This is a genomic window from Pseudomonas sp. GW456-12-10-14-LB2, assembly GCF_002884345.1.
Classification (GTDB): domain Bacteria; phylum Pseudomonadota; class Gammaproteobacteria; order Pseudomonadales; family Pseudomonadaceae; genus Aquipseudomonas; species Aquipseudomonas paraglycinae.
This window is the reverse complement of sequence record NZ_POHV01000005.1, coordinates 139,755-155,472: the sequence shown is the minus strand read 5'-3', so window position 1 is coordinate 155,472 and position 15,718 is coordinate 139,755. Positions and strand designations below refer to the sequence as shown.

Sequence of the window (15,718 nt, the reverse complement as noted above, 5' to 3'; positions counted from 1 at the left end):
GGACGCTCAGCGTCCCAAGAGCGGACGCAGAGCGTCCATGGCGACGTTCCCACGCAGACGGTTCGACGTGGGAACGATCGGGTTGCTGCAATTACTTGGTAGGTTTGACAGTCACCGGCGCCTTGCCCGCCTTCATCTGCTCCAGCAGCGGCGCGCACTGGTTAGGCTCGCCACCACTCGGCGCCACCAGCGCCAGCAACCCTGCCGCCGGCGCAGCGATCACGCCCAAGGCCACCATCCCCGCCCCGCGCAACATCAGCGGCACCGCTTTCACCCCCGCATCCGGCTTGATGAACTTGCCACGCACGTACAACGGCGAACGCAGGGAAATCAAACGCCAGCCCTTGGATTCCGGCGTCACCGTCAGATCCAGTTGCTCGGTGGCCATGTTCGCTGTGCCGTCGATGTAGATAATTGCGTTCTCGGTATCGAACACAAACAGTCTTGTCGTCGCCAGACCGGTCTTGATATCGAAGTCCGCCGCCGCGCAATTGATCTTCACTTCCTTGTCGCCAAAGATCTTGCCGACCACGTAGTTGCCGACGTTGAGCCCGGCCAGCTCCATCAACTCGCGACTGATCGCGCCGTCGTTGATCAGCATCTTCAGGTTGCCGTTGGCACCGCCCAACAGTTTGGCCACCGAGTTGCCGCGACCGGCGATATCGGCATCACCGTTGAGCTCGCCGAAACTGGTCTTCATCGGTTCGAAGGTCGGGAACAGCTGTTTGAGCTTGAACTTGCGCGCGGTCAATTTGGCCCGGCCCTCCAGCGGTTCGGTGCGACCGTTGAGGCGAATCTGCGCATCGAGGTTGCCACCGGCCACGCCGAAGCGCAGCGGCTCCAGACTCAGCTCGCCGTCGTTGAGTTTGAGGTGGGTATAGAGGTCGGTGAACGGCAGTTCTTCGCTGTGGACGATGCGTTTGCCGGTGAATTCGACGTCGGCGTCCATGTCGCGCCAGCGCTCGGTCTTGAACTCTTCCACCGGCAACACCTTGTCCGCCGGCTGCTTGCTCTCGCCGCCACGGGCCTTCTGCTTGGCATTGGAATCGGCACCGATCAGCGGCGCGAGGTCGGCAAACAACAGTTGATTGGACAGCAGCGCGCCACTCAGCTTGGGCCGTGGCTGACTGGCGACGTAGGCCAAATCGCCATGGATGTCGCTGCTGCCGATCTTGCCGTTGAACTGTTCATAGCGGAACTGCGCCCCGCCCGGCTCATGCAGCTTGGCGATCAAATGGCCGTCGGTGGCATAAGGCGGGGTGTCCGGCAGGGTTACGCCGGTCAGCGGATACAGGTTGCCGAGGCTGGCGCCGGCCAGTTTCAGGCGCAGATCGAGGGCGCCGAGGTTCAGCGGATCGGTCAGGGTGCCGGCGAGTTCGACGCTGGTATCGCCGATCTTCGCCTGGGCCTGCAACGGGAACGGTTTGCTCGCGTCCTGCAGAGCCAGCAAGCCACCGATCTTGCCCTGGCCGGCGAGTTTCTGGCCGTGATACTGGCCGGTGACTTTCAGGCCGAAGGCGTAATCCTGCGGTGCGCCGCCCTTGTCCTGCGCGTTTTTTGCGGCTTTGTCGCCGACGATGTCGCTGAACGGAATCGGCTTGCCCAGCGGATCGATCAACAGGTCGAGGTTGGTCTTGAGGGTCTGATCATCGAGGGTGACGTGGCCCTTGTCGAAACCGATGGCGCCGATGTCGACCACCCAGTTCGAGGGCTCGGCATTCGGGTCCTTGGGATCGAACTTGAAGGTCCAGTTGGCGCGGCCGTCGGCCAAACGCTGCAGTTGCGCGTTGGGTTCGGTCAGGTCGATGCGCGGGATCGCGACCCGTTGCGCCAGCAAGGCCAGTGGCGAAATGCGCAGCTCGACCCGTTTGAGGGTGACCATCTGCGGTTGCTTCGACCAGTCGGGATTGCCCAGCGTCAGGTCTTCGGCAACCACATGCGGCCACGGCACCCAGGCGCGCCAGCCGCCCTCGTCGAGCTCACGCCGCCAGACCACCGACAGGTTGCCGTTGATGGCGAACGGTCGGTGCAATTCTTCCGAGACTTTGGCATTGAGCGGCGGCTTGATCCGGTTCCAGTCGAAAAACACGATGACCAACACCAGCACCGCCAGAAGCAGCACAAGGGTGGCGAAGGTCCAGGCGAAGATTTTACGGGTGCGCGTCATGCACAAAGCTCCTGAAGACGACTGCATCCATTGGCACGACGCAGCTGAAACTACGGGCCGTGATGGCCCTCATGAAATCTGTGACTGACAAACAGCCCGCAGGTTTAATCCAAAGCCCCATCGAGGGGAAAAAACGGTCGCCATTCTGACCGATCGGTCGAATTGGCGTTACCGGACCCGCACTTTTGCGGGGCGCGAGTGGGTGGAAAATACCCACCGCAGTGCAAAACCGCCCGCCTGAAACGCCCGAGCTAGAGCCTCTCAAGCGAACAATCAATTCTGTTGATTATTACCATTGTGTTTATGAACTTTTATATCGACTTATCGAGAGTAGCATTGCCCTCGTACCCACTTTATCGCCCTCCCAAGGAGCAACCCATCATGAAACGCCAACTTCTGTTCAGTCTTACCCTCTCGATGCTGGCCAGCACCGCTTTCGCCCTGCCAGCTGCCGATCAAGCGACTCCGCAAGTCAAAACCAGCCACTCGGTGTTCAGCCAGACTGTTGCCGCTGATGGCTCGGACCGCACTCCACAAGGCCAGACCCTGGCTGAAAACGGTCGTAACCGTCTGGAAGAAAAAGGTCTGGTTCAAGATGGCTATGACAAAACCCCACAAGGTCAAACCGTAGCCGAAGGCGGCCGCGATCGTCTGGAAGAAAAAGGTCTGGTTCAAGACGGTTCGGATCGCACTCCACAAGGTCAAACCCTGGCATCTGACGGTTCTGAACGCACCCCACAAGGCCAAACCCTGGCATCTGACGGTTCCGATCGCACTCCACAGGGCCAAACCCTGGCAGCCGACGGTTCCGATCGCACCCCACAAGGTCAAACGCTGGCCGAAGGTGGTGGTGACCGTGTGATCGAACGCAACAGCGCTTTGAGCTAAGCCCATGGCGGCCTGGAAAAAAAGCCCAATCCCCGGATTGGGCTTTTGACTTTTCAGCAGCCTGTATAAAGAAGTCGCGATTTCCCTGCTCCATCTCCCCCGCTGCCGTTCGACGCCGACAAAGCCGATTTGCTAGAGTGCGGCGCTTGTCTTGCCTAAGAACACACCCTTGCGATGCTGCCCCGCGCCGAACAGAAACAACAGACCCGCAACGCCCTGATGGACGCTGCCCGCCACTTGATGGAAAGCGGCCGAGGATTCGGCAGCCTGAGCCTGCGTGAAGTGACGAAAACCGCCGGCATCGTGCCCACCGGTTTCTACCGGCATTTCGCCGACATGGACGAACTCGGCCTGGTACTGGTCAGCGAAGTCGGCCAGACATTCCGCGAAACCATCCGCCTGGTACGCCACAACGAATTCGTCATGGGCGGCATCATCGATGCGTCGGTGCGGATTTTCCTCGACGTGGTCAGCGCCAACCGTTCGCAATTCCTGTTTCTGGCCCGCGAGCAGTACGGCGGATCGTTGCCGGTGCGTCAGGCCATTGGCCGTTTGCGGGAGGACATCAGCTCCGACCTGGCGGCGGATCTGGCCTTGATGCCCAAGCTCCAGCACCTCAATCGCGAAGGCCTGAGCGTAATGGCCGACCTGATTGTCAAATCGGTGTTCGCCACCCTGCCGGACATCATCGACCCGCCGGCCGAAGCCCTGCCCGAGCATCTGACGCCCCAGGCGAAGATCACCCAGCAGTTGCGCTTCATCTTTATCGGGTTGAAGCACTGGCAAGGGCTCGGCAGTACCGAGTGAGAAAGCAAAAAATCGCAGCCTGGAGCTGCGATTTTTTTTGCGCTGCAAATTGGTGCATGAAAAAAACTTCATGCACCAAAACACCCCACAATCCTGCAACATCTTGAAACATCCACTAGGCTCCGACAGGGTTTTCCTACGCTTCGTCCGATTGGCAAGCCCCTTGCTCTAGCCTGAGCATTGTCCATTGCTGGAAGCTTTCCGATGCTGGTGATTCATCGCAGAATCGAGCCCCACCCCGTCTGGGCCGCCGAGTTGCACCTGACCTTTGAAGCCAGGAGCAAAAGCCGCTTGCGCTGTTTCAGTGCCGAAGGCGAGGACGTCGGACTGTTTCTGGAGCGCGGTCAACCGCCGCTGTATGACGGCGAGTGCCTGCAAGCCGAAGATGGCCGGATCGTCCGGGTCTGTGCCCGCCCTGAACAATTGCTGCACGTCACCTGCGCCAACGCCTTTGAACTGACCCGCGCGGCCTATCACTTGGGCAATCGCCACGTCGCGCTGCAAGTCGGTGACGGCTGGTTGCGGCTGCTCGACGATTACGTGCTCAAGGCGATGCTTGAACAACTCGGCGCGCAGGTCGAATCGATCGAAGCCCCGTTCCAGCCGGAACACGGCGCCTACGGTGGCGGCCATCATCATTCGCGGCACGGTGACGAAGACTTCAACTACGCGCCGAAACTCCATCAGTTCGGCGTCCGTTTGTGAACCCGGCCTGGGCGCTGCTGCGCCTGGCCAGTCCGCAATTGCCGATTGGCGGCTACAGCTATTCCCAGGGCCTGGAAATGGCTGTGGATAACGGCCGTGTCGACAGCCCGGACAGCGCCCGCCGCTGGATCAGCGATCAATTGCTGCTCAACCTCGCGCGGTTCGAGGCGCCCATGTTGCTTGCCCATTGCCAGGCCGCAGCGGATGAAAACTGGGATGAATTGCGCAAGCTCTGCGAAAGCCATCGCGCCAGCCGCGAAACCCGCGAACTGCATCTGGAGAGCCGGCAGATGGGCTACTCGTTGCAGCAACTACTCAACGGCTTGCCCGAACTCGATCAGGCCGCGCGGGGCTTTCTCGAACACTGCGCCGAACCGCACCTGGCCCTGTGCTGGGCACTGGCCGCGCGCGCCTGGCAGATCAGCCCGCAGGACGCCCTCGCCGCGTGGCTGTGGAGCTGGCTGGAAAACCAGCTCGCGGTGCTGATGAAAACCCTGCCGCTGGGCCAGCAAGCCGCCCAGCGCCTGACCAGCGAACTGCTGCCGCTGCTGCAACAGGCCCAGCAGGACGCCACCCGAATCAATCCCGAACACCTCGGCAGCGCCGCGTTCGGTCTGTCCCTGGCGTGCATGGCCCATGAGCGCCAGTACAGCCGCCTGTTCCGTTCCTAGGGCCTTTTATCTGGAGAATCACATGAACACACAACCCCTGCGCGTCGGCATCGGCGGCCCGGTCGGTTCCGGGAAAACCGCGTTGACCCTGGCCCTGTGCCTGGCGCTGCGCGAACGCTACAACCTGGCCGTAGTCACCAACGACATCTACACCCGCGAAGACGCCGACTTTCTGGTGCGCAACGAAGCGCTGGCGCCAGAACGCATCATCGGCGTGGAAACCGGCGGCTGCCCGCACACCGCGATCCGCGAAGACGCTTCGATCAACCTCGAAGCGGTGGATCAACTGAACCGGCGTTTTCCGGGGCTGGACCTGATTCTGGTGGAGTCCGGTGGCGACAATCTTTCCGCGACCTTCAGCCCGGAACTGTCCGACCTGACCATCTACGTGATCGACGTTTCCGCCGGCGACAAGCTGCCGCGCAAGGGCGGGCCCGGCATTTGCAAATCCGACCTGCTGGTAATCAACAAGATCGACCTCGCGCCGCTGGTCGGCGCCTCGCTGGAGATGATGAACAGCGACACCCAACGCATGCGCAACGGCAAGCCGTTCGTGTTCAGCAACCAGAAAACCGGTCAGGGCCTGGAAGACATCATTGCCTTCATCGAACGCCAGGGCCTGCTGACTGCAGCCTGATTCACTGATCAACAAGGAAGCTTATCCATGACACTCAAACGCATTCTCGGCGCCGTCGCGCTGCTGCTGACTCCGGCCCTGGCCTTCGCCCACCCTGGCCACGGCGACTCTGGCCTGGTGGCCGGCATCAGCCACCCGATCGGCGGTCTCGACCATTTGCTGGCGATGGTGGCCGTCGGTCTGTGGGCGGCGCAGCAGCAAGGCGCCGCACGCTGGGCGCTGCCGTGCACCTTTGTCGGCACCATGCTGATCGGCGGTCTGCTCGGCTTTGAAGGGCTGGAGCTGCCGACGCTGGAAAGCGGGATTGCCGCCTCGGTGCTGGCGCTGGGTCTGGCGGTGGCGCTGGCGGTGCGTCCGCCGCTGGTAATGGCAGTGGCGGCGACGGCGCTGTTTGCGCTGTTCCACGGCGTGGCCCACGGCCTCGAGTTGCCGGACATGTCGAGCCCTTGGGCGTATGCCGCCGGTTTCGTGGTCGCAACGGCTGCGCTGCATGCGGCGGGTTATGCGGTCGTGCGTTTTCTGCCTCAGGCGGCCGCGCCGCTGGTGCGACTGGCCGGCGCCGCTTCGGCGGTGACGGGCGCGTGGTTGCTGGCCGGCTGAATTGTACCTCTGATCGTTCCCGCGTATGGCGCGGGAACGATCGATCGCCACTCTCTGCTACCATGTCGCGCAATCGCCCCTGCCGTGACGACGTCCGCCCATGCCCCACGCCTCCCGCTCCACCTCCCTGCCTGAACTGACCGCCCTGTTCGGTGAAGTGCAACAGCACTTTCTCGACGTGATCGTGCCCCTCTGGCAAGGGCCGGGCTGGAACGCCGACATGGCGTTGCCTTATGAGGCGCTGGACGCTGCACATCAGCCGCTGCCACCACAGCGCTACCGGGCGATGGCCTGCGCACGGCAGCTGTACTTGTTCTCAAGCCTGATCGGGGTTGTGGATAACGCCGAAGTCCGCGCGGCTGCGTTGTTCCGTTCCCTGCAACGGCACTTCCACGATGCCGAGCACGGCGGCTGGTTCTACAGCATCGATCCGCAGGGCAAACCGCTGGATAAGCGCAAGGATCTCTACACCCACGCCTTCATCCTGTTTGCCTGCGCGCATTACTGGGAAAAGTCCCGCGAGCCCTTGGTCGAATCGACCCTGAACGCCGCGCTGGAAGTCATCGGTCGGCGCTTCGCCACTGGCGACGGCCTCTACGAAGCCTGCCTCGACCGCGACTGGATCACCCTGGAAACCGGCCCGCTGCAAAACCCGCTGATGCACCTGGCCGAAGCGTTCCTGGCTACGTTGGCCGTGCGCGAAGATCCCCAGACCCGGCAGGCGCTGAGCGAGTTATGCACAGCCATGCACAGGCGCTTCATCGAACCGCAACAAGGCGTGCTGATGGAAAAACCGCTGGGTGCTGTGGATAACTGGTTTGAGCCGGGGCATCAGTTCGAATGGTATTTCCTGCTGGAATCCTCACCGCTGCTGCGCGGGTCGAAGCTGCACGCGGCACTGGATCGTGCGTTTGCCTTCACGGAACAGCAGGGCGTCGAGAGCGACACCAGTGCGGTGCTGGCCATGCTCGATCCGCAAGGACACGGGAAGGATTCGACCCAGCGCATCTGGGCCCAGGCCGAATACCTGCGCGCCCTGACCTTGCGTCCGGGCAGTGAAAGTGCGGTGCTGCGCCAGTTGCAGGCGCTGCAACAGCGCTTCCTGCATGCCGGCGGCTGGCACGAATGCCGTGACGATCAGGGCGAGGTCAGCCGCAAGGACATGCCGTCGACCACGCCGTATCACTTGGCGACCTGCTACCGCGGCCTCGCCGACTATCTGAGCTGACAGCCGTGGCAGGGAGGCGACTCCCCCCCCACGCAACATCAGGCAATCCACTTCCTGTCGCCGGTGAAGCTGATGGTCAGCCAGCGCGCCGCATCCGGTTTGCCCAGCTTCGCGGAAATCTCCTCACGCAGCACATCCAGCTGACCGACGCTCTGCAGCCGGTAATTCGCCGGCAACACCACATGAATTTCGATGAACCGCGCCCGCCCGTGCTTCTGCACGTAGGACACGTAGTCGTCGAAACCATGCTCGACCTTGGCCGCATCCATCACCTGGCGCACCTGATCGTCCAGCGTGTCCGGCGCAATACCGAGCACGTCCCGCAGCGCCGGGCCGAGAATCTTGAAGGCCGGTGGCAGCATGGTCAGGGCCAGCACGATCAGGATCAGCGGGTCGACGAACTTCGCCCACTCGCCATAACCCTGGGACTTGAGCAGCAGCGCCGCGAGGAAACTGATCAGCAGGCCCACCGACAGCATCGCGTCCACCAGCCAGCTGATGTTGTCGAACTGGATGAGGCTCGACTTGAGCTTGCGATTGCGGTGACGCACGTAGAAGAAGTAGGCGAACTCGACAACGGTGAACACCGCCGCGTAGATGATCACCAGCCCCAGCTCGATTTCACGACCGCCGTTGATGATGCCGAACACACCGTTGAGAAACGCGTAGATGGCGATCAGCAGCAGGAAACTGCCCTCGATCAGCAGCACCATCGGCTCCAGATGCCAGAAACCGAACTGGAAACGCTGGTTGCTTTGCTTGGCGATCAGCTTCGCGGTGATCAGCATCAGAACTTTGATGAAGGTTGCGATCAGCGAAAAAAAGCCATCGAACAGGATGGATTGGGAACCCGAAACAAAACCGGTGGCGATCCCGGCGATCGACACGGCCAACATCAGGATGGTCGATTGTTTGAGCAGCGACTGCTCACCTCGGTTACTCACTTTGACTCCTCGAAAACCTTGAAAACCGCAGGGTGCGGTGGGGTCCTTGAGGAGTGAGTCTACCTTACTGCCAGAATTTGGCCGATTTGCCCTCTTCGCCAGCAGACTGGCAAAGAGGGCAAAACCGTATCAAGCCTTGTTACGCTCGATGGCAAAACCGGCCCAGGTCTGGCTCACCGGCATCAGCTCAAGGCTGTTGATGTTGATGTGCGCCGGCGCATTCAGCACCCAGAAGATCGTCTCGGCGATGTCCTGCGGCTGGATCGGCTCGGCACCGGCGTAGGTGGCGTCGTAACGCGCCTGGTCACCGGCGAAACGCACCAGCGAGAACTCGCTCTCGCACAGGCCCGGCTCGATGTTGCTGACGCGCACGCCGGTGCCCTGCAGGTCGCAGCGCAGGTTCAGCGAGAACTGTTTCACGAACGCCTTGGTAGCGCCATAGACGTGGCTGCCCGGGTACGGGTAGTTACCTGCGATGGAGCCGAGGTTGACGATGCCGGCGCCGCGACCGTGGGCGATCAGGCGAGGCAGCAACAGGCGAGTGCTGTACATCAGGCCTTTGACGTTGGTGTCGACCATGGTGTCCCAATCGTCGAGGTCGCACTTCGGTGCAGGGTCCACGCCCAGCGCCAGCCCGGCGTTGTTGATCAGGCCGCGCAGCTTGGCGAACGATGGCGGCAGGTTGGCAATCGCCTCCTCCATCGCCTTGCGATCACGCACGTCCAGCACCAGGCCATGCACTTCGGTCTGCTTCGACAGCTCGGCGCATAGCGCATTGAGGCGTTCTTCACGACGACCGGTCAGCACCAGTTTCCAGCCGGCCTCGGCAAAACGACGGGCACAGGCTTCACCAAAACCGGAGGTCGCGCCGGTGATAAACAGGGTGTTGGACATCGTGTTCTCCTTGCTTCGGCCGCCGGGGCAGCCATTGGAATAGAAAATCAGCGGGCAGCATGCCCGGCCCCGCTTTAACCGGCAACCACCGAATCCTGCTCATTAATTGATCAGCGGCCGCTACGCCATATGCGCCGCGGCCTGTAGCCATGTGCACGCACGTTATCCACAAGCCCTTCCACAGTTTCCGGGGGCAAGTGGAAAAGCGCAAAGCCGCGCCACACAAGGCTTTGCGAGCGATTCAGAAAGTTTTTTGCTTGACCCTGAACAACCAGTTGTGCCGGGCAGGGCATCTTGCACGACCGACCGGTCATGGCCATGATTGCGCGAGGCCAGCAATTACGGCCCTTAGCCAAGTCTTTCCAGAGTTTAATCACAGACTTATCCACAGGATTGACCACAGCCATCAGCGCTGTTTTGCACCCCCATAAAAAGGTTGACAAACAGGCCTTCTCCTCAGCGAAAACACGCTGATCAAAAAACAACCACAGCGCTGCAAGCCACGGTTTCAAAGGCTTTCAGCCAGCTACACCCACGTTATTCACAGCCAGCTCCACAGCAAACGGGGACAAGTCAAAACTGTGGAAAAACAGCCATTTGCAGCGGCTTTATGTCGCGCTTTGGCAGGTTGGCGATTTTGTTTTCCACAATTTCCCGAAAGTCCTGGTTTCCAGTGAACGAGCAGACGCAAAAAAGCCCCGACACTCACGCATCGGGGCTTGTGGACAACTTCAAACGATCAGTGACCGCCGAGGTAAGCGTTGCGCACTTCCTCGTTCACCAGCAATTCCTGGCCGGTGCCCGTCAGGCGGATCTCGCCGTTGACCATCACGTACGCCCGGTCGGACAGTTTCAACGCATGGTTGGCGTTCTGCTCGACGAGGAAAATGGTCATGCCGGTTTTCGCCAGTTCCCGCAGGGTGGCGAAGATCTGTTTCACCACGATCGGCGCCAGCCCCAGGCTTGGTTCATCCAGCAGCAACAGCTTGGGCCGGCTCATCAGCGCCCGGGCGATGGCGAGCATTTGCTGCTCGCCGCCGGACATGGTCATCGCCCGCTGCGTGCGGCGCTCTTCGAGCCGCGGGAACAGCTCGAACATGCGCTGCATGTCTTCCTTGGCGTACTTGTCACCGATCGGAATGGTGCCCATCAGCAGGTTTTCCTCGACGGTCATGTCAGGGAACACCCGCCGCCCTTCCGGCGATTGCGCAATGCCGTTGGAAGCGATGTAGTGCGATGACTTGTGGGTAATGTCCACGCCTTGATAGAGGATCTGTCCGCCCGCCGCCCGTGGCTGGCCGAAGATCGACATCAGCAGGGTGGATTTACCGGCACCGTTGGAGCCGATCAGGCTGACAGTTTCCCCTTCGTTGATCTGCAGCGAAACGCCTTTGAGGGCCTGGATCGGACCGTAGAACACGTCCAGATCCTTGAGTTCGAGGATGGGTTGCGTCATACGACTTCCTCTTCGTCGGCGCCCAGGTAGGCCGCGATCACTTTCGGATCGTTACGAATGGCATCCGGTCCGCCCTCGGCGATGACGATGCCGTGGTCCAGCACCACAATGTGATCGGAAATGCTCATTACCATGCCCATGTCGTGTTCGATCAGCACCACGGTCAGATCGTGCTCGTCGCGCAGCAGCCGGATCATCGCGCTCAGCGCTTCGGTTTCCTGAGGGTTGAGGCCGGCGGCCGGTTCGTCGAGGCAGATGATCTGCGGCCGCGTGCACATGGCCCGGGCGATTTCCAGACGGCGTTGCTGGCCGTAGGACAGTTCACCGGCCAGACGGTTGGCGCAGTCCACCAGATCCACCACTTCCAGCCAGTAGAACGCGCAGTCCAGCGCGTCGCTTTCAGCCTTGCGATAGCCCTTGGTGTTGAGGATGCCGGCCAGCATGTTGCGGTTCACCCACATGTGCTGGGCCACCAGCAGGTTTTCCAGCACCGACATTTCCTTGAACAGGCGAATGTTCTGGAACGTCCGGGCCAGGCCGGCGCGGTTCACCAGATGGGTGCCGCCGAACATCTTGTAATACAGACGGCTGGCAAAGTTTTTCGGCGAGACGAAGTCGGTCGGCTTGAACGACTCGCCCAGTAGCTGGATGACGTTGGTCTGCTGGCCGCGCACGTTGAGTTCGATCTTGCCGCCGGAGGCTTTATAGAAACCGGTCAGGCAGTTGAACACCGTGGTCTTGCCGGCGCCGTTGGGGCCGATCAGGGCGAAGATCGAGTTGCGCTTGACCTTCAGGCTGACATCGCTCAAGGCCTTGATGCCACCGAAGTGCATCATCAGTTTTTCAACAGAGAGTACGACTTCACTCATGGCGCAGTCCTCTCATAGTGAATGGCACCTTTGCGTGGAGTGACTCCGGTACGGCTGATGCGGATCAGCCCGCGAGGTCGCCAGATCATCATCAACACCATCAGGATCCCGAACAGCAGCACGCGGTATTCGGCGAAGCCGCGCAGCAGTTCCGGGGCGACGGTCAGCACGAACGCTGCAATCACCACACCGATGGTCGAGCCCATGCCGCCGAGCACCACGATGGCGAGGATCAATGCCGATTCGAAGAAGGTGAACGAGGTCGGGTTGACGAAGCCTTGGTAAGTGGCGAAGAACACACCCGCCAGACCTGCCGTCGACGCACCGATGGTGAACGCCGAGAGCTTGACCAGCACGTGGTTGAGGCCCATCGAGCGGCAGGCGATTTCGTCTTCACGCAGGGCTTCCCAGGCGCGGCCGACCGGCATCTTCACCAGGCGATGCTTGATGTACAGCACGGCCAGTACCACCAGGAACAGCACGGCATAGATGAAGTAATACTTCACGTCCGGGTTGTAGGCGATGCCGAAGAACTCGTGAAACGGTACCCCGCCATCCTTCGCCCGCTTGCCGAATTCCAGACCGAAGAAGGTCGGCAGTGGCGCCGGCATGCCGTTCGGGCCGCCGGTCAGGGACAGCCAGTTGTTGAGCACCAGACGAATGATTTCACCGAAGCCCAGGGTCACGATCGCTAGGTAGTCGCCGTGCAGGCGCAGCACCGGGAAACCGAGGATGCAACCGGCAAGGCCAGCAGTGATCGCCGCCAGCGGCAGCACGGTCCAGAAGCCCAGCCCGAGGTACTGATATCCGAGCGCCAGACCGTAGGCGCCGATGGCGTAGAACGCCACGTAACCCAGGTCGAGCAGGCCGGCCAGACCGACCACGATGTTCAGGCCCAGACCCAGCAGCACGTAGATCAGTCCGAGGATGACCACGCCCAGCAGGTAGGAGTTGGAGAAGAACGGCAACGCCACGGCGATGGCGATCATCAGCGGGATGATCCAGCGCAGGCGCGATTTGTAGTCCGGGGCCAGCACGTGCACGCCGGAACCGGTGCTCTCGAATCCGTCGAGAATGCGCAGGCCCTTGGGGGTTTGCAGGAACAGACTGAGGGCAAAACGGCCGGCCATGACGATGGCAATGATCCACGCCACGCGGGTCGGTTCGAGGTTGAAGCTGTAGCCGTCGAGTACCACGCCGACAATCGGCCCGAACACGATCAGGGCAATCAGACCGGCGAGAATCGCCTCAACCAGGCTTTTTTTGACATCGATGGATTTTGTAGTGGTTGAAGACATCGCTTACACCTTCGACACAAGAGGACGACCCAGCAGGCCCTGAGGCCGGAAGACCAGAACAAGTACGAGCAGCGAGAAGCTGAACACGTCTTTGTAGTCGGAGTTGACCAGGCCCGAGAACAGCGACTCGGAGATCCCGAGGATGATCCCGCCGAGCATGGCGCCAGGCAGCGAACCGATCCCGCCCAGTACCGCCGCAGTAAATGCCTTGATGCCGATGATGAAGCCGGCATAGAAGTCGAAGGTGCCGTAGTTCATGGTGATCAGCACGCCCGCCAACGCCGCCATGGCCGCACCGATGATGAACACGTAGGAAATGACCCGGTCGGTGTTGATGCCGAGGATCGAAGCCATTTTGCGGTCTTGCTGGGTCGCACGGCACATGCGCCCGAGCTTGGTGTACTTGATGACGTAGGTCAGCAGGCCCATGCCGACGAATGCGGCCACCAGGATGAAGACTTTGGTGTAGGTCAGTTGCACGAAGCCGGTACCGACTTCGACACGCCATGCACCGGTCAGCAGCGTGGGTACGCCCTGTTGTTTGGCGCCCTGGGCGATCTGTGCGTAGTTTTGCAGAATCAGGGAGATGCCGATGGCGCTGATCAACGGTGCCAGTCGGGTGGAGTTGCGCAGGGGTTTGTAAGCGACTCGCTCGATGACCCAGCCATACACCGCCGTGATCACGATGGTGAATATCAGGGTGCCGAGCATCAGCAGTGGGAAGGATTCAATACCGAAGTAAGCCAGCAGAGCCAGACTGATTGCCGCGAGGTAAGCGGAAATCATGTAAACCTCGCCGTGGGCGAAGTTGATCATGCCGATGATGCCGTAGACCATTGTGTAGCCGATGGCGATCAGGCCGTAGACCGACCCGAGGGTCAGGCCGTTGACCAGTTGCTGCAGGAAAATACCATCCATAACGCAATCTCACGCAGTGAGAACCTGCACACCCTGGGGCGCGCGGTTCTTCTAGGAAAAATACAGATTTACGTCGGAGCAATGTCAGACAGGAAACCGCAACCCCCTTGTGGGAGCTGGCTTGCCAGCGATAGCGGTAGAACATTCAACAAAGTTGTCGACTGTCAGGCCGTCATCGCGGGCAAGCACGCTCCCACAGGGAATGTGGCGTCCGGTTGATCAGGTGCCGTTATTTCTGTTTTTCCAGCTGGTGATATTTGCCATCCTTGTCCCACTGGTAGACCACGTAGTCGGAGACCTTCAGGTCGCCTTTGGAGTCCCAGGTCTTCTCACCCATGACGGTCTTGACCGGGTTCTTCTTCAGCCAGGCAGCGGCCTCCTCGCCCTTGTTCGACTTGGCGCCGTTGAAGGCGGCGGCCAGGGCCTGAACCGATGCATAGGCGTACAGGGTGTAGCCTTCAGGCTCGGTGCCAGCCTTGCGGAACGCATCTACCACAGTCTTGCTGTCTGGCAGCAGGCGCGGGTCGGCACCAAACGTCATCAGCACGCCGTCGACGAATTGCGGGCCACCGGCGGTGGTCACCAGTTCGTCGGTCACGATGCCGTCATCGGACATGAACTTGACGTCTTTCAGGCCTTGCTCACGCAGTTGGCGAACCAGCGGGCCGGCTTCCGGGTGCAGGCCACCGAAGTAGACAACATCGGCGCCGGCGCCACGGATCTTGGTGACGATGGTGCTGAAGTCTTTTTCGCCACGGGTCAGGCCTTCGTACAACACCGGCTTCACGCCGCGTTTTTCCAGCTGAGCCTTGGTGGCATCGGCCAGGCCCTGACCGTAGGTGTCCTTGTCGTGCAGCACGACGACTTTCTTGCCCTTGAGCACGTCGACGATGTAGTCGCCGGCCACGATGCCTTGCTGGTCGTCACGGCCGCACATCCGGAACATGGCGCTCAGGCCGCGCTCGGTCACTTGCGGGTTGGTGGAACCCGGGGTGATCGCGATGATGCCGGCTTCGTCGTAGATCTCGGACGCAGGAATGGTGGAGGACGAGCAGAAGTGGCCGACCACACCGGCGACCTTCTGGTTGGTGAGGTCCTTGGCGACCGTCACCGCCTGTTTCGGCTCGCAAGCGTCATCGCCCTTGACCAGGACGATCTTCTCCCCGTTGACGCCGCCCGCCGCGTTGACCGCGTCGGCCGCCGCTTGTGCCCCTTTCATGTACTGTTCGCCAAATGCCGCGTTGGCGCCCGTCATCGGACCCGCCACACCGATTTTCACATCAGCTTGTGCAAACGCAGAAACACCCAGCGCAGTAGCCACTGCGAGGGCCAGAAAGCCTTTCTTGTAAAACGTCTGGGACATGAGGTGGTGCTCCAAGGTTTTTTTTAGTTGGCACTGCGACTTCACTTGAATGCTCAGAGCAAGGGCCGTGCCATCGGTTTTTTATTCTTCAAAAAGTCGCTGCTTTCTTGTTATTTCGACTGTTTCGTTCCCATTTTCATTGGGCGTGCAACCGTCTAAACCGCGGAAGGTGAAACCAATTATTTTTTCAGGCGCAACCCGCACGCGCCATCATTGCAACCGCGGCGCCAAACGACGTGCAACCAGCCTGTAACAGCCCGCGTCACCGAACTG

General features: G+C 60.9%; 15 protein-coding genes. 7 read left to right on the top strand and 8 right to left on the bottom strand.

All coding sequences use genetic code 11. The annotated features are described in order from the left end of the window. Positions 1-91: 91 nt before the first annotated feature. On the bottom strand, positions 92-2,167 hold the full coding sequence (locus C1X29_RS05095) for an AsmA family protein (RefSeq protein WP_102716978.1): 2,076 nt from the start codon (positions 2,165-2,167) through the stop codon (positions 92-94). A 381-nt stretch (positions 2,168-2,548) separates the two neighbouring features. Here C1X29_RS05095 and C1X29_RS05090 point away from each other — a divergent pair, with 381 nt between their 5' ends. The 7 genes from C1X29_RS05090 (at position 2,549) to C1X29_RS05060 (ending at position 7,703) form a co-directional block, all read left to right on the top strand. Beyond that, positions 2,549-3,055: a hypothetical protein gene (locus C1X29_RS05090; protein ID WP_102716977.1), complete on the top strand. Its 507-nt coding sequence runs from the start codon at positions 2,549-2,551 to the stop codon at positions 3,053-3,055. Between the two features lie 174 nt (positions 3,056-3,229). Next, positions 3,230-3,862: a TetR family transcriptional regulator gene (locus tag C1X29_RS05085; protein ID WP_007950628.1), complete on the top strand. Its 633-nt coding sequence runs from the start codon at positions 3,230-3,232 to the stop codon at positions 3,860-3,862. A 204-nt stretch (positions 3,863-4,066) separates the two neighbouring features. After that, the gene (ureE, locus tag C1X29_RS05080) at positions 4,067-4,567 is read left to right on the top strand and encodes an urease accessory protein UreE (protein ID WP_102688378.1); all 501 of its coding nucleotides are present in this window, start codon (positions 4,067-4,069) and stop codon (positions 4,565-4,567) included. Further along, positions 4,564-5,238, top strand: coding sequence for an urease accessory protein UreF (locus C1X29_RS05075; RefSeq protein ID WP_102716976.1), 675 nt, complete (start codon positions 4,564-4,566; stop codon positions 5,236-5,238). Before ureE ends, C1X29_RS05075 begins: the two co-directional genes overlap by 4 nt. 22 nt (positions 5,239-5,260) lie before the next feature. Then, complete coding sequence (gene ureG / locus C1X29_RS05070) at positions 5,261-5,875, top strand: urease accessory protein UreG (protein ID WP_007950645.1); 615 nt, start codon at positions 5,261-5,263, stop codon at positions 5,873-5,875. A gap of 27 nt (positions 5,876-5,902) precedes the next feature. Then, entirely contained in the window at positions 5,903-6,475 is a 573-nt protein-coding gene (locus C1X29_RS05065) for a HupE/UreJ family protein (RefSeq protein WP_102716975.1), read from the top strand. A 100-nt stretch (positions 6,476-6,575) separates the two neighbouring features. Further along, complete coding sequence (locus tag C1X29_RS05060) at positions 6,576-7,703, top strand: AGE family epimerase/isomerase (protein WP_102716974.1); 1,128 nt, start codon at positions 6,576-6,578, stop codon at positions 7,701-7,703. Between the two features lie 38 nt (positions 7,704-7,741). On the opposite strand, the gene C1X29_RS05055 is transcribed toward C1X29_RS05060, so the two are convergent. The 7 genes from C1X29_RS05055 to C1X29_RS05020 all read right to left on the bottom strand — a co-directional run bounded on the left by C1X29_RS05055 (position 7,742) and on the right by C1X29_RS05020 (position 15,445). Next, entirely contained in the window at positions 7,742-8,647 is a 906-nt protein-coding gene (locus C1X29_RS05055) for a cation diffusion facilitator family transporter (RefSeq protein ID WP_102686769.1), read from the bottom strand. Between the two features lie 129 nt (positions 8,648-8,776). Then, positions 8,777-9,541 (bottom strand): SDR family oxidoreductase, encoded by a 765-nt coding sequence (locus tag C1X29_RS05050; protein ID WP_007950653.1) that lies wholly within the window; start codon positions 9,539-9,541, stop codon positions 8,777-8,779. 739 nt (positions 9,542-10,280) lie between these two features. After that, the gene (locus C1X29_RS05040) at positions 10,281-10,997 is read right to left on the bottom strand and encodes an ABC transporter ATP-binding protein (protein ID WP_102716973.1); all 717 of its coding nucleotides are present in this window, start codon (positions 10,995-10,997) and stop codon (positions 10,281-10,283) included. Continuing rightward, a complete protein-coding gene (locus tag C1X29_RS05035; RefSeq protein ID WP_007950657.1) occupies positions 10,994-11,866 on the bottom strand; it encodes an ATP-binding cassette domain-containing protein in 873 nt (290 codons plus the stop codon). The genes C1X29_RS05040 and C1X29_RS05035 overlap by 4 nt, the downstream gene beginning before the upstream one ends. Beyond that, on the bottom strand, positions 11,863-13,164 hold the full coding sequence (livM, locus tag C1X29_RS05030; RefSeq protein WP_039766706.1) for a high-affinity branched-chain amino acid ABC transporter permease LivM: 1,302 nt from the start codon (positions 13,162-13,164) through the stop codon (positions 11,863-11,865). Before livM ends, C1X29_RS05035 begins: the two co-directional genes overlap by 4 nt. 3 nt (positions 13,165-13,167) lie before the next feature. Further along, positions 13,168-14,082, bottom strand: a complete 915-nt coding sequence (locus C1X29_RS05025) for a branched-chain amino acid ABC transporter permease (RefSeq protein WP_007915894.1) — start codon at positions 14,080-14,082, stop codon at positions 13,168-13,170. Between the two features lie 229 nt (positions 14,083-14,311). Then, positions 14,312-15,445: an ABC transporter substrate-binding protein gene (locus C1X29_RS05020; protein ID WP_011332206.1), complete on the bottom strand. Its 1,134-nt coding sequence runs from the start codon at positions 15,443-15,445 to the stop codon at positions 14,312-14,314. Positions 15,446-15,718 lie beyond the last annotated feature (273 nt).